The 18,430-nt window shown below is 64.3% G+C and carries 18 protein-coding genes and 1 tRNA gene; 5 read left to right on the top strand and 14 right to left on the bottom strand.

The window, feature by feature from the left end:
- Positions 1-141: 141 nt before the first annotated feature.
- From K414_RS28085 to K414_RS0102305, 5 genes are all read right to left on the bottom strand, one after another.
- The gene (locus K414_RS28085) at positions 142-2,085 is read right to left on the bottom strand and encodes an AAA family ATPase (protein ID WP_051364897.1); all 1,944 of its coding nucleotides are present in this window, start codon (positions 2,083-2,085) and stop codon (positions 142-144) included.
- Positions 2,082-2,519: a hypothetical protein gene (locus K414_RS0102285; RefSeq protein ID WP_027494462.1), complete on the bottom strand. Its 438-nt coding sequence runs from the start codon at positions 2,517-2,519 to the stop codon at positions 2,082-2,084. The genes K414_RS28085 and K414_RS0102285 overlap by 4 nt, the downstream gene beginning before the upstream one ends.
- 183 nt (positions 2,520-2,702) lie before the next feature.
- Complete coding sequence (locus K414_RS0102295; protein ID WP_027494463.1) at positions 2,703-2,945, bottom strand: hypothetical protein; 243 nt, start codon at positions 2,943-2,945, stop codon at positions 2,703-2,705.
- A 1-nt stretch (position 2,946) separates the two neighbouring features.
- Positions 2,947-3,291 carry a hypothetical protein gene (locus K414_RS0102300; RefSeq protein WP_027494464.1) on the bottom strand — a complete coding sequence of 115 codons (345 nt, stop codon included), beginning with the start codon at positions 3,289-3,291 and terminating at the stop codon, positions 2,947-2,949.
- Positions 3,288-3,872, bottom strand: a complete 585-nt coding sequence (locus K414_RS0102305) for a hypothetical protein (protein WP_027494465.1) — start codon at positions 3,870-3,872, stop codon at positions 3,288-3,290. The genes K414_RS0102300 and K414_RS0102305 overlap by 4 nt, the downstream gene beginning before the upstream one ends.
- A gap of 530 nt (positions 3,873-4,402) precedes the next feature.
- Here K414_RS0102305 and K414_RS29515 point away from each other — a divergent pair.
- Positions 4,403-4,888: a helix-turn-helix domain-containing protein gene (locus K414_RS29515; RefSeq protein ID WP_272913805.1), complete on the top strand. Its 486-nt coding sequence runs from the start codon at positions 4,403-4,405 to the stop codon at positions 4,886-4,888.
- Complete coding sequence (locus K414_RS25885) at positions 4,881-6,077, top strand: tyrosine-type recombinase/integrase (RefSeq protein WP_051364899.1); 1,197 nt, start codon at positions 4,881-4,883, stop codon at positions 6,075-6,077. The genes K414_RS29515 and K414_RS25885 overlap by 8 nt, the downstream gene beginning before the upstream one ends.
- Before the next feature lie 81 nt (positions 6,078-6,158).
- On the opposite strand, the gene K414_RS0102320 is transcribed toward K414_RS25885, so the two are convergent.
- A tRNA-Thr gene (locus K414_RS0102320) sits at positions 6,159-6,231 on the bottom strand.
- Between the two features lie 66 nt (positions 6,232-6,297).
- Entirely contained in the window at positions 6,298-6,993 is a 696-nt protein-coding gene (locus tag K414_RS0102325) for an SDR family oxidoreductase (protein ID WP_027494466.1), read from the bottom strand.
- A gap of 87 nt (positions 6,994-7,080) precedes the next feature.
- On the opposite strand from K414_RS0102325, the gene K414_RS0102330 reads away from it, so the two are divergent.
- Positions 7,081-7,599 carry a CGNR zinc finger domain-containing protein gene (locus K414_RS0102330; RefSeq protein WP_032369317.1) on the top strand — a complete coding sequence of 173 codons (519 nt, stop codon included), beginning with the start codon at positions 7,081-7,083 and terminating at the stop codon, positions 7,597-7,599.
- Here the strand turns inward: K414_RS0102330 and K414_RS0102335 are convergent.
- From K414_RS0102335 to K414_RS0102350, 4 genes are all read right to left on the bottom strand, one after another.
- Positions 7,596-8,783, bottom strand: a complete 1,188-nt coding sequence (locus K414_RS0102335; protein WP_027494468.1) for a DNA polymerase III subunit delta' — start codon at positions 8,781-8,783, stop codon at positions 7,596-7,598. The genes K414_RS0102330 and K414_RS0102335 overlap by 4 nt on opposite strands.
- A gap of 118 nt (positions 8,784-8,901) precedes the next feature.
- Complete coding sequence (gene topA / locus K414_RS0102340) at positions 8,902-11,907, bottom strand: type I DNA topoisomerase (RefSeq protein WP_027494469.1); 3,006 nt, start codon at positions 11,905-11,907, stop codon at positions 8,902-8,904.
- Positions 11,908-12,016: 109 nt separating this feature from the next.
- Positions 12,017-12,604 (bottom strand): hypothetical protein, encoded by a 588-nt coding sequence (locus tag K414_RS0102345; RefSeq protein WP_027494470.1) that lies wholly within the window; start codon positions 12,602-12,604, stop codon positions 12,017-12,019.
- Between the two features lie 151 nt (positions 12,605-12,755).
- On the bottom strand, positions 12,756-12,959 hold the full coding sequence (locus tag K414_RS0102350) for a cold-shock protein (protein WP_005248460.1): 204 nt from the start codon (positions 12,957-12,959) through the stop codon (positions 12,756-12,758).
- A 471-nt stretch (positions 12,960-13,430) separates the two neighbouring features.
- Here K414_RS0102350 and K414_RS0102355 point away from each other — a divergent pair, with 471 nt between their 5' ends.
- Together K414_RS0102355 and K414_RS0102360 are read left to right on the top strand one after the other, a co-directional pair.
- On the top strand, positions 13,431-15,800 hold the full coding sequence (locus K414_RS0102355) for a DEAD/DEAH box helicase (protein ID WP_051364900.1): 2,370 nt from the start codon (positions 13,431-13,433) through the stop codon (positions 15,798-15,800).
- 244 nt (positions 15,801-16,044) lie between these two features.
- Positions 16,045-17,307 carry an alpha-hydroxy acid oxidase gene (locus tag K414_RS0102360; protein ID WP_037218820.1) on the top strand — a complete coding sequence of 421 codons (1,263 nt, stop codon included), beginning with the start codon at positions 16,045-16,047 and terminating at the stop codon, positions 17,305-17,307.
- A 215-nt stretch (positions 17,308-17,522) separates the two neighbouring features.
- Here K414_RS0102360 and K414_RS0102365 read toward each other — a convergent pair whose 3' ends face one another.
- The 3 genes from K414_RS0102365 to K414_RS0102375 are packed head-to-tail and all read right to left on the bottom strand — an operon-like array spanning position 17,523 to position 18,420.
- A complete protein-coding gene (locus K414_RS0102365; protein WP_027494473.1) occupies positions 17,523-17,888 on the bottom strand; it encodes an Rv3654c family TadE-like protein in 366 nt (121 codons plus the stop codon).
- Entirely contained in the window at positions 17,885-18,196 is a 312-nt protein-coding gene (locus tag K414_RS0102370) for a TadE family type IV pilus minor pilin (RefSeq protein ID WP_032392769.1), read from the bottom strand. Before K414_RS0102370 ends, K414_RS0102365 begins: the two co-directional genes overlap by 4 nt.
- Before the next feature lie 23 nt (positions 18,197-18,219).
- Positions 18,220-18,420 carry a DUF4244 domain-containing protein gene (locus K414_RS0102375; protein ID WP_037219658.1) on the bottom strand — a complete coding sequence of 67 codons (201 nt, stop codon included), beginning with the start codon at positions 18,418-18,420 and terminating at the stop codon, positions 18,220-18,222.
- Positions 18,421-18,430: the final 10 nt, after the last annotated feature.

Raw genomic sequence — 18,430 nt, forward strand, 5'->3', positions numbered from 1 at the left:
CCGATCGGAACAGGTGGGGCTTGCAGAGAATGCATGGAACAGGCCGGCCGTCGAGATCGGTGCCGAGCCATCCACGCCTACAGCGGGGGTCGTGCGGTTGTTCGGTCGAGTCGTCGCGTTGTTCGCCGAATCGGTCGTGAGTCATGAGGCGACCGACCATTCCGTCGAGATGGATTGACCGCGCTTGCGAATGTGCGGGGCCCGACTGGCAGCTTTGACGGCATCTCGGCCGTACCCGGCTTGAAGTCCGGCGGCGTATACATCCGCAGCTTTGACCCAGGAGTCACCTGTGGATCGGAGCCATTCGGTCAACCACGCCTCGGCAGAGACGATGGTGTTCGCGCCTCCGGTACCGAGTGACCACACGGTGCCCGACCCCTTGCGGGCCGCTACCCCGATGAGTTCGCACTTTTTGACGGCCTGCCTGAGGTTGTCGATCCTGAACCCGGCGGCTTCGCCAGCGCCGTACACGGTGCTCGACTCGACGGTGGTCGTACCGGCGTCGATGAGCTCCATGACGTGATCGGTGACCCATTGCAGAGCGGTCACCCTCTTGTCGGTGTCCGCCACGACGTGAAGACGGGGCGGTGTCTCGACCACTTCGCCGGACACTCTCCAGCGGGTCGGTTCGGATGGTCCGCCCCGATCATCGGGTGCAGTGGTGACACTGTTCTGACCTATGTCCTCACTGGGGTTTTCCTCAGTGGGGACACCAGTGGGGACATTCTGTTTTGCCTGGTCATCGCCAGTAGGGACAAGTGAGGACACGGTTTGAGTAACAGGGGGGTCGTTCATGTCCCCGCTGGTGAAACCGCCGGCGGTCGGTGAGGGTGGCTCGGCATGATCGGCGGAGGCAGTTCCGACACCAGTTCCGACGTCTACATGGGGGTGTCGGAGCTGCAATTCATGCCCAGTTCCGACATCGCGTTTCTGCTGGTCAGGCTCAGTACCGACAGTTCCGACACGTTCTGAGTGATGGGTGTCGGTGTCGGTGCTGTCGGTCCTGACCGTGAACTCGTCCGGTGACAGGTCGACAACACTCGGTAGCGACCAGTGAGCGATACGCGGGAACCCCTGATATTCCGAGACGACCTTCAGTTTCTTGGCGGCGCGTTCGATGGTGCGCTCGTTGTGTCCGGCCTTGATTCCTTCGGTCTTGGCCTGCTTCGCCGGGCACCGTCCCTGCTGGGTCAAATAGTCCTCGAGCCATGCGGCGGCACCGGTGTAGTCGCCGCGTTGCTCACCGGACTGCCCGTCGAACGAATTCGAGATGTGCTCCTTCATGGTCTGTGCTGAGTCACCGATCAGGTCGAGCCTCGGGACGGTCCCGTCGTCGTCGGGTGTGGAGGCGAAGTGCGACACAGCTACGATCGCGAACTTCGACGCCACGACCTTGCCGGCCGAGTTCGCCTTCTCCGGCCCGATCAACAGGTGACCTTCGTCGTCTGGGTCGGCCTGTGCGAACAGCGCCATGCGAGCCTTCTTCCGTAGCTCACCAGTCGCGCCGTACTTGTCTCGTGCGTTGGCGCTCGCGAGCCTGTTGGTGTGGGTCAACAGCAACACGGCCGCCCCTGTCTTCACCGCGGCCTCTTTCCATGGATGCAGGGCTCGGCGGGCCTGCTGGGGATCCTTGACCGACAGGTTCGACGGCACGGTGTCGAGCCAGGCGTCGACCACAATCAGTCCTGGCGCTACATCGGCGTCGGTCACCACGTGCATGTCCCGCGGGAAGATCGGCGCTCCCGATCCGTCGTCCTCGGTGCAGATCACCGAGATACGGTCGAGGTCCGCCCCGGCGACGATGAGCCTCGGCAGCACGACCGGGGCCCAGTCGTCCTCGGTGATTACCACGATGACGTTCTCCGGATCGCGGCGGGGGATTCCGAATTCGGCCAACGCTCGGCCGGTGGTGACGGCGGCCGCGATGAGAACCCAGAACAGGGACTTGCCTATGCCTTCGTCGCCGACGAGCAGGCTGATCGCAGCGCGGGGGATGCGACCTCGAGCGAGCCACTTCGGTTGCGCCGCTGCCGTCAGGTCGGTGGCCTTCCACAGTTTCGGTAGGGCGTACTCCTCGTCGCTCACGCTGCTGTGCTCCTTCGCTTCTCGGCGTTACGCCGTGTTCGTCGTTCGATAGTGGCCTGATCGCGTCGGCCGGTTTCGTAGCCGACCTCATATCCGTAGGCTCCCCAGTTCATCTCGGCCGCAACGCGTTCGACGGATTCGCTGTAGGCCACACGCTCGACTGGTCCTCGTTCGGACATCCATGCCGCTTCGAGTGCGAGGACTGCGATGGCCGCCCATTTCACTCGATCAGGTGCGGTCTCCCAGTCGGGAGTGCCTGCTATGGGGAGGGGGCTGAGTCGGCCTTCGCCGCGGTCTCGGGTTTCGAGGATCATGGGTCCGACGAACGCGAGAATGCTGTTCAGTGGTGGTGGATCGTTCAGCTCGATCGGCCAGAGTTCGGTGGGCTGGGCATTGGTGGGGTCGGTTTCGGTAGGATGGGTGGTGTTGGACATGGCGTGTCCCTTTCTGGCCCCGGCTACTCGGATTGATGACCCGAGTAGCCGGGGTTTCGTCATTTGGTTGGCAGACCTTTGATGACGTGTGTTGCTATTCAGCTGTGTAGGAATGGAATCCGGACGCGATGAGCGCCAGATTTTCGATGATGAGAACGACCGTCAGGACGATCTCCGTAGGCGTCACTGCAAGGCCTCCCGAAGTTCGGCGTCGGAACGAACGGCATTCTCGTCGCGTGTGATCGCACGTTGGTGGTCGATAATTGCGCTCACGGCTGCGGTCGCGACGACGGCTTCGACTAGCGCAGTCCACTCGTCGTGATCGAGTTGGAGCGCCAGGCCTCGGTCAAAGCGGATTGTGGTGAACGAGCCGGATCGGGTGATCGTCGGTGTCGGGCAGTCAACCTGCGTCGTGATCATCGGCATGTCAGGCCACCTCGGCGATCGTGTCGGCCACTGTCAGTAGCGCGGCTGCGAGAGTTCGGGCCTCGGTAGCGGTGAGATGAACCGCCCGATCGATGTTCCCGAGCTCGTGTTGAATTAGGTCAACGTGGAGGTACGCCGTCGGCAGTTGATTGAACCCACGGTAGGGAGTCACCCCCAATCGCGATGAGTACGACCCGTAAGAATCCTTCTCGACCTCTTCGAGGCTGAGGTTCACGTAGTTGTCGATGCCGTAGCAGTTCTGGTCAGCCCGCCCTGTCTCGGTGGGGTGCCCATCACCATCAACACACCACGAAGTGCAGTCGATCTTGATGACGTCGATGGTCATGCCGCCGTCACCCCCAGCGCCTCGATGGCTTTGGCCCTGGCGGACTCCTCGACACACTCCAGAGCGAACGTCATCGCTTCCGACGGCAGAAAACCGACGCACGGCCCGGCCGTGATGGCTACGTACGGCTGAGTGCGTTGTCCACAGTCGTTCTCCTGCCACGTGGTGCTCGCAAACACCTCGCGCTTCTCCTCTCCGATGTAGCGGCTCGGTGTGCCCTTAGTACCGGCCGAGACAAACCACTCTCCGACGAATGCACCGCCGTCACGCTCGATCTCGATGCCGCCGGAGATGACCTTGAAGTCCGCCCAGATCTCGATCGCCACGTGCAAGAAATCGTCCACATAATGCGGGAGAATGGTTAGGTCACAAAAACATTCGCCGCCGTCCTGCTCGCTGCAGTCGATCTCGATCTGCGGGGCGTCCGAGTAGGGCTCGTCACCGTCCCTCGCGTCGTGTCTCTTGATCGCCGCCTTGAACGGGCCACGGACGACCTCGGCCAAGACGGTCAGCTCCATGCCGTCGGGCTCGAGCCGGGCGTGCACTTCGGCACTTGTCGGTGCCGTCGCTATGATGGTCATGAGATCTTCTTCCTTCTGCTGGGAATGGATTCATTGCCCTCGATCGCGGTTGCCGCCGCGTCGGGGGCGTTTTCGTTTGCGAGTTCCTCCGGGAAACTCTCGACTTCATACGGGTCGGGCGTGAGTGGCATCAGGCCGCGCCCGAGGCGGGAGACCGCTGTACTCCTAGCAGCTCCAGCAAGCCTGCAGTGGGCACGACGTACCGCGAACCAACTCGGATTACGCGCACCGGAAATTCTCCCTTCTTCGCCTGGGCGTAGCCGTTACTCGTGCTGATCCCAAGCGCCTTGCAGGACGTCGGGATGTCAGTGCTCGTACCGAGGGCGAGCAGCTCATCGGGTGTCATGACTCTCCTTGACTGGTTTCAAATCACAGACTGCGCATTCCTGACTGGAATGACTGCGACGCTACACACCGTCTGGAATCCGCGCAAGGGAGCGGATATGCTGACTGAAATGACGGCATGGGCTAGTGAAACCACCGCGCGAATCGGCGAGCAGATTCGACTTCACCGACAGGGACGGCCTGCGATGTGGCTTGCGGAACGGACCGCAGAACTGGGTCATCCAATCTCACGCACCGCAATATCCGAGTACGAAACGGGGAAGCGTAAAGCCATCCCAGTGACCGATCTCGTTGCCATCGCGGCTGCGCTCGAGGTCCCCCCAATAACGTTGATCTACCCCCACCTGCCCGACGGCCCCGTTCAGGTACTCCCAGACGTCAGTTCGTCGAGTCTCGATGCAGCGCAATGGTTTAGTGGTCAGGGCGTCAATCCTTCGGGTGACCACGTGGACACAACACGCATATCGAAGGCGCGAGAATACGCCGACCTCAAGTTGAAGCGCGACGTAGTGGCGGTGGACGCGGCCCTCGCTGACAAGGATGGGTCCGACGGCCTGTGGGGAACGCGCGAGGAAGCTCAACGCACACTTTCTCTCATCGATGCGAAGCTCGACTCGCTGTTGGAACGCCTCCGGTCGGAGCCAGATAGCTGGACGGTTCGTGATGCCTAGGCCGCCGCTCGAACTCGGGACGTGGGGCAGGATCACCCGGACCGAGCTCAAGGACAGCAACGGCGATCCGACCGGCACCTGGGTGGCTCGGACCCGATACCGCGACTACGACGGCACGACCCGTCAGGTCAAGGCGAACGGGGCGAGCGGTGCGAAAGCTGAGACCGCGCTGAAGGTTTCGCTGCGAGACCGGCAGCGCTCCCAAGGTGGCAGCGGACTCACAGGCAAGTCGACGGTGGGTGAACTGCTCGCGCTGTGGATCGCCACGCCTCCACCGAGGGGTACGCGCTCACTGCAGACGCTTGCCGGGTATCAACGCTGCATCGACAAGGTCATTGCGCCCGGACTGAGCAAGGTCCGACTACACGAGGCCACCACGGGCCGCATCGAGACGTTCCTGCGTGCCGTGCGGACCGATTCGGGTAAGCGGGACGCGCGCGGCATCCTCAGTCAGGCGTTCGCGCTCGCGGCACGCCTCGACGCCGTCGATTACAACCCTGTCTCGGACACCAGTCCGGCTCCGACCTCGAGCAACCAGGCACGAGCACTCGACGTCGACGACGTGCACGAGCTACGACGGCGAGTTTCCGCATGGCAGGACCGAGACCTGGGGAACGGGCGCAAGCGGTTCGGCCCGGAACGCGCCCACGATCTGGCAGAGATCATCGACGTGATGATAGGAACGGGTACCCGAATCGGCGAATGTCTCGCGCTGCGATGGCAGGACGTCTCCGGCCTCGATGGTGATGGCCCCGTAGTGGTGACCGTTGCGGGGACGCTTGTCGAGCTGGCCGGCACTGGAGTGTTTCGACAGGACCACCCAAAGACGAAGAGCGGACGGCGCACGGTGACGATCCCCACCTTTTCAGCCGATGCCCTGAGAAGGCAGCGGGACCGCGGTATCCCGTCGGCCGAGGGTCTGGTGTTCCCGTCTCGGCTCGGTACACCTCGGTGGCCGGGAAACGTCCGGACTTCGTGGAGACAAGTGCGAGGCGACGACTACGCCTGGGTGAAGCCGCACAGCTTCCGCAAGACCGTGGGGACGATGATCGAGCGCGAACTGGGACTGAGCGCGGCGTCGGCACAGCTCGGGCACTCGGGTAGCGCAGTGACCGAGAAGCACTACATCGAGCGCGCAGCGATGGCACCAGACGCAAGCGGAGTACTCAACAAGCTGGCTCCTCGCTGAAACCGTGCCGTAAACGTGCCTTGGGCACGAAAAAGGGCAGGACCGAGGCTGTGGAAACTACCTCTGACCTGCCCTGATGCGAGCCGCCTAAGAGAATCGAACTCTTGACCTTTTCATTACGAGTGAAATGCTCTACCGACTGAGCTAAGGCGGCGTGCCTTTCGGCGTTGGTGAGTCTAACGGAGCATCGGGTCGAAACGAAAATCGCCCTCCCTGGCGGTCAGCCCGCGAGGCCGAGTCCTTCCGCAGGCCCGCTGAGGATCGTCTTGACGTGCCTGGTCAGGTCGTCGGCGAGCACTTCGGTCTCCCCCGCCTCCAGGGCGTCGAGTACCTGGCGCACCACGTCGCGCGGGTCGTTCTTCGGGACGTCGAGTTCGGCGATCATGTCGGTGTCGGTGTACCCGAGATGCACCCCCACAACGAGGGTTCCCTGCGGTGCGAGCTCGAGCCGGAGCGAGTTGGTGGCCGACCAAATCGCCGCCTTCGATGCCCCGTAGGCACCTGCACCGCCGAGCCACGACAGCACCGAGTGAATGTCGATCAACGCCCCGCCGCCGTTTGCCTTCAGTATCGGAGCGAACTCTTGTGCGATTCGCAGCGCGCCGAAGACATTGGTCTCGAACACCGCGCGAATGTCGTCGATCGACGTCGTCAGCAACGGTGTCGTTCCGGGAGCGCCGGCGTTGTTGAAGACGATCGACACATCGGACGCGATATCGGCAAGTGCGGCAACGGAATCCGCGTCGGTGACATCGAGAGCAACGGGAACCACCCGAGGATCCGAGTCCTCTCGCGGGCTCCTCGCAGTCGCGTACACCTTCGTTGCCCCACGCTCGAGCAATGCGTCGACTGTCGCCTTGCCCAGACCGCGCTGACCGCCGGTCACCAATACCGTTGCTCCCGAAACAGACACCATCGAACTCACCCTAACGACAGAGGTTAAATGCTTTTGACTCTGTCAGTAGTAATTGACCAGTTCGACATAGTCAAATACTGTTCACTTATGTCACAGTCGCCGACGGAGCGCTTTCACCTCGCACCGGCACCCGACGGACTGCAGGTGGTTCAGAATCTGCTCAACACGCGAGCCATCGACGCGTACGGCCTCCCCGACCTCCTAGCGGACGGGAAGGCAGCATCGCTCGTGTGGGAGACCGCGCTGTCGGACGACGATGCGGCCACGCTGCGGGCTCTGCGCTCGGATGTCGAAGCGGCAATTGCCGGCGACCTGCCCACGCGTCCGGCCGTCCGAGCGGAACTTCTACCGGGCGGCGACGGCACCGTACGACTGATGCCGACCGGCACCGGGGCCGACTACATCGCGTCGAAAATGTGGTCCGAAGTGCTTCTCGCCCAACAAGCGGACACGTGGCGTCGACTCAAGCGATGCAAGAACGAGGCATGTGGATCTGCCTTCTACGACCGCTCCCGCAACAACAGCGGCGTCTGGCACGACGTGAAGACGTGCGGCAATGTCGCCAATCTTCGCGCTTCGCGGGCGCGGAAAAAAGCGATGGACTAACGCAGCACGTCGCCGAGCGTCGCGACCATCGCATAGATCGCAAATTTGGGTTTTGCGTTGACAGCCAACGACTCTCGGCATTCGAGGATCGCCTCGATGCTTTTCAGCAGAGCCTCGGGCGGCACGGCTTTCGCCATTCGCTCGACCTGCTCGGCCATGTCGGGGTGCGTGGCCGTCGCGGTCGAGCCGTACGAACGTGCGAGCGCGTCGCGGTACAGGCCCACCAGGTCCATCAACGCCCGATCCAGCGAGTCGCGGCCGGTTCTGGTGGCGCGAGACTTCTGCCGCTTCTCCAGGTCCTTGAGCACGCCCGCCGAGCCGCGCAATGCTCCGGCAGCGCCCTTACCTGTGCCTCCGGCTCCGAGGGCCGTGCGCAACTCCTCGGTCTCGGCCTCGTCACGAGTGGCACTCATTTCCTTGGCCTCGTCCTCGGCGGCCTTCACCAGTTCCTCGGCTGCGAGGTACGCCTGATTGGGGCGAGCAGCAGCCGACGCCAGGGCAAGTGCCCGCTTGCGTCGCGCCCGCGCGTCCTCGTCGGTCGCGAGTCGGCGTGCTCTGCCCACATGGCCGCCGCTGATCGACGCGGCCCATTCCGCCGTCTCGGCGTCGAGCTTGTCGCGGGTCTGCAGCACCTGCGCGATGGCCGGCACGGTGGGCGTCACCAACGAGACGTGCCGGCAGCGCGAGCGCAGCGTCACCGAGATGTCCTGCGGATCGACCGACGGAGCGCACAACAGGAACACCGTCCGAGCGGGCGGCTCCTCGACGACCTTGAGCAGTACGTTTCCGGCACCCTCGGTGAGTCGATCGGCATCCTCGACGACGACCACCTGCCACAGACCGGTGCTCGGCCGACGCGACGCGACCGAGACGATGTCTCGCATCTCCTTGGTGCTGATGCTCAGACCCTCCGGGATGACGCGTCGCACATCGCCGTGAGTGCCTGCCATCGTCGTCGAGCACGCCTGACAGTGTCCGCACCCCGGAGTGCCCTCGGTGGTGCACTGCAACGCCGCAGCGAAGCACAGGGCGGCGATGGAACGCCCGGACCCGGGAGGGCCGGTGAAGAGCCACGAATGCGTCATCGCCGACGAGTCGACGCCCGTACGAGCAGCCACTGCTGCAGCCGTCAGATCGGCCTCGACATCTTCCTGACCGACCAAACGATCGAACACACCCGCCATGCTGGCAACCCTAACGGTTGGGACCGACTAGTCCCGGCGCACTGTTCCCGGACAGTGCCGAACTCGAAGCTGTGGACGTGATCGCTGCCGATTCCATCCACAACTTCGAGTTCGCGAGCTACTCGCCGTCGGTCTTCTTCGCCGGTGCCTTCTTGGCAGCAGCCTTCTTCGTCGTCGTCTTGGCCGCCGTCGTCTTCGTGGCGGTCTTCTTGGCTGCAGCCTTCTTGGCCGGAGCCTTCTTCGCAGCAGCCTTCTTGGCCGGAGCCTTCTTCGCAGCGGCCTTCTTCGCCGGAGCCTTCTTCTTCACCGGGCCACGAGCACGCCTGTCCGCCAACAACTCCGACGCGCGATCGTCGGTGATCGTCTCGACCTCGTCGTCCTTGCGCAGACTTGCGTTGGTCTCGCCGTCGGTGACGTACGGCCCGAATCGACCGTCCTTGATCACCATCGGCTTCTCACTGATCGGGTCGACGCCCAGTTCCCGCAGCGGCGGCTTGGCCTCGCCCTGACGGCCCCGACGCTTGGGCTCGGCGTAAATCTTCAGAGCCTCTTCGAGACTGACCGTGAACATCTGATCCTCGTCGGCGAGCGAGCGAGAGTCGGTGCCCTTCTTCAGATACGGGCCGTAGCGGCCGTTCTGCGCGGTGATCTCTTCCTTGGACTCGGGATCGACACCGACGACGCGTGGCAACGACAGCAGCTTGAGCGCGTCCTCGAGCGTGATCGTCGCCAGATCCATCGACTTGAGCAACGAACCGGTCCGCGGCTTGGGGCCGGTGGCCTTCTTCGCTGCAGCCTTCTTGGCCGGGGCCTTCTTGGCCGCGGCCTTCTTCACCGCAGTCTTGACGCCACCGCCGCCATCACCGTCGTTGCCGGACGGCACCGGGACGATGTCGGGCTCGGGGGGCGTGGGTTCAGGTTCCGGCTCGGGCAGGATCTCGGTGACGTAGGGCCCGAAACGGCCTTCCTTCGCCACGATGTCGTGACCGGTCAGCGGATCCACACCGAGCTTGCGGCCCTCTTGTGGTGTGGCGAACAGCTTTTCGGCGAAATCGATCGTCAGCTCGTCCGGCGGCAAGTCGTCGGGCAGGTTGGCGCGCTGGCTGATCGGATCGCCGTCCGGATCGTCGTCGTTCTTGACCATGCGCTCGAGGTACGGACCGTAACGGCCCACGCGCACATGGATTTCGCGCCCCTCGGAGTCGTCGAACAGACGAATCGAGTTGATGGTGCGCGCATCGATGTCTTCGAGGTTCTGGCCCACCATCTTCTTCAGGCCACCCGAGCGCGCCACCGAACCCTCGGCACCGGTCTCGCCGCCGAAGTAGAAGCTCTGCAGCCAATCTCCGCGCCGCTCACGACCTCCCGCGATCGCGTCGAGATCGTCTTCCATGCCGGCGGTGAAGTCGAAGTCCACCAGACGTCCGAAGTGCGCTTCCAACAACGCAATCACCGAGAACGCCACCCACGACGGCACGAGAGCGCTGCCACGCTTGTAGACGTAACCGCGGTCGAGGATCGTCTTGATGATCGACGAATACGTCGACGGCCGACCGATTCCCAACTCTTCGAGCGTCTTGATCAGCGACGCCTCGGTGAATCGAGCCGGCGGGTTGGTGGTGTGACCGTCGGGATCGAGCTTGGTGGCCGTCACCGCCTGGCCGGCCTTCAACGCGGGCAGACGCGACTCGGCGTCGTCGGTCTGACCGCCTGCCTCGTCGTCGACGCTCTCGACGTAGGCCTTGAGGAAGCCCGCGAACGTGATGGTCCGACCCGACGCGGAGAACGTGCACTCCTCGCCGGTACCGGCGGTTCCGGTGATGCGCAGGGTCAGCGTGGTGCCGCGCAGATCTGCCATCTGCGACGCCACCGTGCGCTGCCAGATCAGCTCGTAGAGCCGGAACTCGTCGGTCTGTAGAGCCGAATGCAGCTGACCGGGAGTCTGGAACACGTCACCCGAGGGGCGGATGGCCTCGTGCGCCTCCTGCGCGTTCTTGACCTTGCGGGTGTACTGCCGCGGAGTGGGGTGCACGTACTCCGGGCCGTACAGCTCGGTCGCCTGCGCCCGTGCCGCGGAGACCGCAGACGCGGACAGCGACGTCGAGTCGGTACGCATGTAGGTGATGTAGCCGTTCTCGTACAGACGCTGCGCGACGCGCATGGTCCGCTCGGAACTGAACCGCAGCTTGCGGCCGGCCTCCTGCTGCAGCGTCGACGTCATGAACGGCGGGTACGGCTTGCGCGTGTACGGCTTGTCCTCGGCGGACGCGACGGTGAGGTCGACGCCTTCGAGAGCGTCGGCGAGGCGTCGGGCATGCGGTTCGTCGAGAACGGTGACCGACTCGGTCTTGAGCTTGCCGTCGGGACCGAAGTCGCGGCCGGCGGCGACGCGATTGCCGTCGACGTTGACCAGCCGAGCTCCGAAACTGCGCGGGCTCGCCTCGGCCCCGGCGTCGAGGGTGGCAGAAATATCCCAGTACTCGGCGCTACGGAACGCCATCCGCTCGCGCTCACGCTGGACGATGATGCGGGTGGCCACGGACTGCACACGGCCTGCCGACAGCTTCGGCATGACCTTCTTCCACAGCACCGGGCTGACCTCGTAGCCGTAGAGACGGTCGAGGATGCGGCGGGTTTCCTGTGCGTCGACGAGGTCTTGGTCGAGGTCGCGAGTATCGGCGGCGGCCGCGAGGATCGCCGGCTTGGTGATCTCGTGGAAGACCATGCGTCGAACCGGGACTTTGGGGTTCAGGGTCTCGAGGAGATGCCAGGCGATGGCCTCGCCCTCGCGGTCGGGGTCAGTGGCGAGATACAGCTCGTCGGCGTCCTTGAGCAGGCTTTTGAGCTCTGCGACCTTGCCCTTCTTCTCGGGCGAGACGACGTAGAGGGCCTCGAAGTCGTGGTCGACGTCCACGCCCAGACGTGCCCACGGCTCGCCCTTGTATTTGGCGGGCACGTCGGCAGCACCACGAGGAAGGTCGCGGATATGGCCGACCGAGGCCTCGACGACATAGTTGCTCCCGAGGTAGGGAGCGATCTTTTTGGCCTTGGTCGGAGACTCGACGATGACCAGACGACGCGGCTCGGCGGAGCTGTCCCCCGAGCCGTTGTTACGTGCTGCCACCTTGCTGCCGAACCTTCCCTAGTGCGTTTTCACAAGCAGATTTGCCTGCCCCACTCCTAACAGACTGACATACGTCGAGCAAATACTCGCAGATCAGTCATTCATCTTCCTACTCAGCGTGGGGCCAATTGGTACGTGCGTCCACATTCGCAGGAGCCTCGCCGACGTTCTCGGTGAGGCGCAACAGCCGACGTCGGCCGGTGATTCGAAGGCCAGGATTGGACCCGCGGGTGCCGATCAGAGTCGGCGCGATGCCCGCGCGCATCAACGATTGAGCGAGGACCGCATGAGTCTCCGGCGCGTGCGGATCGAGGCCGAGTACGTAGCGTTCCCCCTCCGCCTCGGGACGCCCCGACGCGAGCACCCATGCCCGCAACTCCCGAGAACCGGGCACCCACCCGGGAGGCACGGCCTTCACCGCGCCCTTGGTCCACAACGACGCCAACGCGGACAGTTCCGGAACCGACGCGGTGCGGACGAGAGGACGGTCTTCTTCGGACCGTCCCAGCTCTGCCGACAAACCACATTGTTCGATCAACTCGGCAATGGCATCGGCCCGCCACTGCGCGTCGACGACGACGGAGATACGCGCCGCTCCCGAGGACGTGACGACATGGCCGGTGGCAGCCAGCAGTCCGCTGAGATCGGTCACCGCGGGCGGCAACGACTCGGCAGAGAAGAAGGACAGCTGGTTCACAGCATGGACATTAGGACATCGACACCGGCAGACACTGCTTTCGACTCTTCCTGGTGGTTCGCCACGAACGAAACATCCCCCTTTCTCGAACGGCTTTTCACGGCCGATCGAGAAAGGGGGATGAAGGTTCTCGTCTCCGAAGAGAAAAGAATCAGACTGCGCGAACGCCCGTTGCCTGAGGACCCTTGGTGCCCTGGCCGACCTCGAACTCGACGCGCTGGTTCTCCTCGAGGGTGCGGAAGCCGCTGCCCTGGATCTCGGAGTAGTGAACGAAAACGTCAGCGGAGCCGTCTTCTGGTGCGATGAATCCAAAGCCCTTTTCGGCGTTGAACCACTTCACAGTTCCCTGTGCCATGCTTTTCCTTCTCTTTCTAACACCGGATTCGATGGAGCGCACTTTCGATCCATCGGGCCGGTTCCGACCGCTGCACTTGTACGAATCCCCCTCAGGATTCCCCCTGATGGACGAGCTCTCCCAGTACCGCGCCCGCAACATAAGATCCTGCGAAGCGTAGAACGAACACAGAAGCTGCGACCGCGTCAAGTGAACCATGAACTCCGCGTTCGCAACAGTCGAAAACCGCCCCTTTTCGAACAAATTGCCCGTCTTGTAACAACACACAACGCCGGACGGGTGGAATGCGGCTCTCACCAGGGCTCGAGCCGCTCGTTTCGGGTCCGCGATAGCATGAGGACCACAGGTCGCGCCTAGGCAGGAGTGGAGCCTGCGGAACGACCCGGCAAGCCCAGGAGTGGAGCCTGCGGAACGACCCAGCAAGCCCGAACGGGCTGGCCAGTAGATCGAACGAATGCATGGAGAGCGGCAGTGAGCGAGAAGCATCCGCACGACGGTGCGGATGTCCGGAGTTACGGGCAGCGGCTGCTGGATCGAGTGTTGGCCGGTACCCCCGCCGACGACGGCCCCGTCACGCACGTCGCCGAGATGCCGGCTCGATCGTCCAACTTTGCACCATGGCCGTCGTGGGTCGGCCCGGAAGTGGTGCAGGTGATCACCTCTCGGGGCATCGCACAACCGTGGACGCATCAGGCCCGGGCCGCGACGCTCGCCGCCGAGGGCAGCCATGTGGTGCTCTCGACGAGTACGGCTTCGGGCAAATCGTTGGCCTATCAGCTGCCCATTCTGACGACGCTGGCCGCCGACGCGCGGGCGACGGCACTGTATCTCGCACCGACCAAGGCCCTCGGAGCCGATCAGTTACGCACCACCATCTCGATCACCGACGAGTTACGTTCGCTGTCAGACGATCTCGCCGAGGTGTTTCCCAGCTCGTACGACGGCGATACCCCGATCGAGATTCGGCAGTGGGCCAGAACCAATGCGCGCTGGATCTTCACCAATCCCGACATGTTGCACCTGGGCATCCTCGGCGCGCACGAACGATGGTCGCGTTTCCTGCGCAACCTTCGCTACGTGGTGGTCGACGAATGCCATTACTACCGAGGTGTTTTCGGCTCCAACGTCGCCCTGGTACTCCGTCGGTTGCGACGCCTCTGCGCGCGCTACGGAGCGTCTCCGGTGTTCGTTCTCGCCAGTGCCACCACCTCGGAGCCGGGACGCGCTGCCAGCCGACTCATCGGAGCGCCCTGCGAGGAGATCACCGAGGACGGCTCGCCCCACGGAGCGCGTACCGTCGCACTCTGGGAACCGCCGCTGCTCAGAGAAATCACCGGCGAGAACGGTGCGCCGGTACGCAAATCGGCGGGGGCCGAGGCGTCGCGCATCATGGCGGATCTGTTGATCGAGGGTGCGCGGACACTTGCGTTCGTACGGTCCAGGCGCGGTGCCGAAGTCACCGCGTTGGGGACCCAGAGAATTCTCGCCGACGTCGATCCGCAGTTGGTCCGACGCGTCGCCGCTTATCGCGCAGGCTATTTGGCCGAGGATCGGCGAAAGCTCGAACGGGACCTCTCCGACGGAACTCTGCTGGGAGTGGCCACCACCAACGCCCTCGAACTCGGCGTCGACATCGCCGGTTTGGACGCGGTGATCGTCGCCGGTTTCCCCGGTACCGTCGCCTCGTTCTGGCAGCAGGGTGGGCGTGCCGGACGACGCGGGGAGGGCTCACTGCTGGTACTCGTCGCGCGCGACGATCCGTTGGATACCTACTTGGTGCATCACCCGGCGGCCCTGCTGGACAAGCCGGTCGAGGCAACCGTCACCGACCCGACCAATCCGTATATTCTTGCTCCCCAATTACTTTGCGCTGCAGTCGAACTACCGATCACCCTAGCCGAGGCCGAGGCGTTGAGCGCGGAATCGGTACTCGAAGAGCTCGAGCTGAAGGGCTACGTGCGTAAGCGTCCTCACGGGTGGTTCATCACCCCCGAGGGGCAGCAGCTGTCTCCGCACGGTGCGGTCAACATTCGCGGCGGCACGGGCGTGCAGGTCGCCATCGTCGACGGCGAGTCCGGCCGCATGCTCGGCACCGTCGACGGCGGACGTGCGCCTGCCACAGCACATCCCGGTGCGGTGCACATTCATCAAGGCGAATCCTTCGTGGTCGACGAGCTCGATCTCGAGGCCGGCCTCGCGCTGGTGCACGCCGAACAACCCGAGTGGAACACCTCGGCCCGCGAGATCACCGACATCGCCATCACGGCGGTGCACGAATCCGTCGACTACGGCGAGGTCCGCGTCGCGCTGGTGCAGGTGAACGTCACCCATCAGGTGGTGGGATATCTTCGACGCCTCCCCTCGGGCGAGGTCCTCGATTCCATCGAACTCGACATGCCGGCGCAGACCCTCGACACCCGCGCCATCATGTACACCATCACCCCGGATTTGTTGGAGCACAGCGGTGTTCCGTTCGAGCGATTCCCCGGATCGCTGCACGCGGCCGAGCACGCCGCCATCGGCTTGCTGCCGTTGGTCGCGACCTGCGATCGATGGGACATCGGTGGAGTGTCGACGGCATTACACCCCGACACCGGGCTCCCGACCGTCTTCGTTTACGACGGATACGACGGCGGAGCAGGCTTCGCAGACCGCGGACACGTGGCCATCGCCGACTGGCTCGCCGCCACCAAGGACGCGATCGTCTCCTGCGAGTGTCAGACCGGTTGCCCGTCCTGCGTGCAATCCCCGAAATGCGGAAACGGTAACGACCCCCTCGACAAAGAGGGTGCCGTTCGAGTGCTGACCGCAGTGTTGGCGGCCGTCACTCGCGAGGGATGAGCCGGCCCATCTCGCAGTCAGGAACCTGGTGGCTGGGTACCAATTGTGGGGTTCGCCGCAAACGCGCGCGCACTTGCCATGCGCGCGCAAAATTGCCAGGGTTTCGCGGGGATTGCCAGTCATTTTTCGCAAACGCGCGCGCGTTCAAGGCTTGGATCGAACTGGTGCGCCACCCTGCTCGTTGCTGCCGACACCTCGGGTGGTGTGGTGGGGAGAGGATCAGCCCACAGAATCGAGACGACGCATGCCCATTGCCCGGCAGATACCGAAAGCCACCGACTTGCGCGAGGTGCTCTCGTTCAAGAAGCCCGATCTGAACCTGCGCCGACGACGCCTCAGCGCGGCACTGACCATCGACGATCTCCGCACCATCGCCCGTCGCCGTACCCCGCGCGCGGCATTCGATTACACCGACGGCGCGGCCGACGCCGAGATCTCACTCTCCCGAGCCCGGCAGGCCTTCCGTGACGTCGAATTCCACCCCTCGATCCTGCGAGACGTCTCCCACGTCGACACCTCGACGACGGTGTTCGGCGGACCGTCCGCGCTTCCGTTCGGTATCGCCCCGACGGGCTTCACGCGCCTGATGCAGACCGAGGGTGAGTACGCCGGTTCTGCCGCCGCCGGCGCTGCTGGAATTCCATTCTCCCTCTCGACGCTGGGCACCACGTCGATCGAGGACGTGAAGGCCACCAACCCGAACGGCCGAAACTGGTTCCAGCTCTACGTCATGCGTAACCGCGACATCTCGTTCGGTCTGGTCGAACGCGCCGCGAAAGCTGGCTTCGACACCCTCCTGTTCACGGTCGACACACCGGTCGCCGGGGCTCGCCTGCGAGACAAACGCAACGGGTTCTCCATTCCGCCGCAGTTGACCGCGTCGACCATCGCCAACGCCATTCCGCGTCCATGGTGGTGGTGGGACTTCCTCACCACGCCCAAGCTGGAGTTCGCGTCGCTGACCTCTACCGGCGGCACGGTCGGAGAGCTGGTCGATTCAGCGATGGATCCCTCCATCTCGTTCGAGGATCTCGACGTCATCCGTGAGATCTGGCCCGGCAAGTTGGTCGTCAAAGGTGTTCAGTCGGTGGCGGATTCGGCGCGCCTGGCCGAACTGGGTGTGGACGGCATCGTTCTGTCCAATCACGGAGGCCGACAACTCGATCGGGCTCCCGTTCCCTTCCACCTGCTGCCGCAGGTCGTCCGTGAAGTCGGCTCCGACTTCGAAGTAGCCGTCGACACCGGCATCATGCACGGTGCCGACATCGTCGCCTCCATCGCAATGGGAGCATCGTTCACGCTCGTCGGCCGCGCGTATCTGTACGGCCTGATGGCCGGTGGCCGCGCGGGCGTCGACCGCATGATCGAAATTCTGAGGGAGGAGATCATCCGCACCATGCAACTGCTGCAGGTCAATTCACTCGCGGAACTGACCCCGGAACACGTCACGCAACTCACTCGGTTGGCCCCTCTGCAGTCCGGTACCGCCGCATTCACGCCGCGCTGACCGCTGCGGACATCCCGACCCGCCGAGGCCGTGGCAAGACTCTCGGCCACGGGTTCGGGTCCTCGGGCGGGGGTCGAGGCCGGGTTTCACCGCAAACGCGCGCGCATTCGCTGAACGCGCGCGAATTCGCCGGCTCGAACGGGGCGATTCCGCTCGCACCTGACAAACGCGCGCGCGTTTGCGGATTCGGGCGGCCGGCGGGCAGGGGCCCGGACTCACTCCGGCCCCGCCCGCGCCGTCGCGGTGGCGTCGGACATTCCGAAGCGTCCGAGGAACACCGACTGACCCACCGTCACGATCACGTCCCAATCGTCGATCGTGCACTCCCGCAACTCCGTTCCCATTCGCATCGCCAATCCCCTCGCCGTCTCACACGCATCGGCCACCCCGCGATCGAGGGCCCCCGCACCGGCCAATGCAGCGAGATCAGCAGCCGACTGCGCCTGATGACGAGCGCCCACCGCCGACCCGACGTGCATCACCATCACCACGACGGCGATCAACGCCGACATCGCCAGTGCCGCCAAGACCGTCGCCCCGCCCTCGTCATCGCGCAGCGCCTTTCGGAATGCGAGCCTCATTCCGCTGCAACCGGTTCCGCAGCAGCAACGGCCTCCGCCGACAACGTCAGTCCCGGGAGCGGACTCTCCACCTCCACCCGCGCGACGAAGAATTCACCGTCTTCGCGCACCGTGATCCGAGCACCCTCCGGCGCAACCCGCTCCCCCACCGACACCGCCCGGGTCGCATCACCTCTCGCCGCCAACCGAGCCGCCTCCCGCGCAGCATCGACACAGCCGATGTGCATCGTCACCGACACGATCGCACCGATGCACACCACGATCACTGCGACGATGGACGCGACGGCAATCGCCGCCTCCACCGTCACAGCCCCGTCCTCACCGCCCGGAATCAGACGGCTGTGTTGAGCGCTCGATCGATGATCCCCGTCAGCGCGGTCACAATGCTGTCCCCCGTCACCACCGTGTAGAGCACCGCGCCGAATGCCGCGGCCGCGATGGTGCCGATCGCGTACTCCGCGGTCGACATACCGTCGTCCTCCACACCGAACAATGCGACTCGAGTCTTGATCTCCTGCAGTGCATTCCGCATCATGACGCTT

It is taken from the genome of Rhodococcus sp. JG-3, from assembly GCF_000482405.1.
Classification (GTDB): Bacteria; Actinomycetota; Actinomycetes; order Mycobacteriales; family Mycobacteriaceae; genus Rhodococcoides; species Rhodococcoides fascians.

Coding starts and splice junctions, on each gene's coding strand:
- K414_RS0102360 (WP_037218820.1), top strand. CDS start 16,045: ATGCCCATTGCCCGGCAGATACCGAAAGCCACCGACTTGCGCGAGGTG.
- K414_RS29515 (WP_272913805.1), top strand. CDS start 4,403: ATGTGGCTTGCGGAACGGACCGCAGAACTGGGTCATCCAATCTCACGC.
- K414_RS0102335 (WP_027494468.1), bottom strand. CDS start 8,783: ATGGCGGGTGTGTTCGATCGTTTGGTCGGTCAGGAAGATGTCGAGGCC.
- K414_RS25885 (WP_051364899.1), top strand. CDS start 4,881: ATGCCTAGGCCGCCGCTCGAACTCGGGACGTGGGGCAGGATCACCCGG.
- K414_RS0102300 (WP_027494464.1), bottom strand. CDS start 3,291: ATGACCATCGACGTCATCAAGATCGACTGCACTTCGTGGTGTGTTGAT.
- K414_RS0102330 (WP_032369317.1), top strand. CDS start 7,081: ATGTCACAGTCGCCGACGGAGCGCTTTCACCTCGCACCGGCACCCGAC.
- K414_RS0102295 (WP_027494463.1), bottom strand. CDS start 2,945: ATGCCGATGATCACGACGCAGGTTGACTGCCCGACACCGACGATCACC.
- K414_RS0102365 (WP_027494473.1), bottom strand. CDS start 17,888: ATGAGGCTCGCATTCCGAAAGGCGCTGCGCGATGACGAGGGCGGGGCG.
- K414_RS0102305 (WP_027494465.1), bottom strand. CDS start 3,872: ATGACCATCATAGCGACGGCACCGACAAGTGCCGAAGTGCACGCCCGG.
- K414_RS0102350 (WP_005248460.1), bottom strand. CDS start 12,959: ATGGCACAGGGAACTGTGAAGTGGTTCAACGCCGAAAAGGGCTTTGGA.
- K414_RS0102285 (WP_027494462.1), bottom strand. CDS start 2,519: ATGTCCAACACCACCCATCCTACCGAAACCGACCCCACCAATGCCCAG.
- K414_RS0102375 (WP_037219658.1), bottom strand. CDS start 18,420: ATGCGGAATGCACTGCAGGAGATCAAGACTCGAGTCGCATTGTTCGGT.
- K414_RS0102325 (WP_027494466.1), bottom strand. CDS start 6,993: ATGGTGTCTGTTTCGGGAGCAACGGTATTGGTGACCGGCGGTCAGCGC.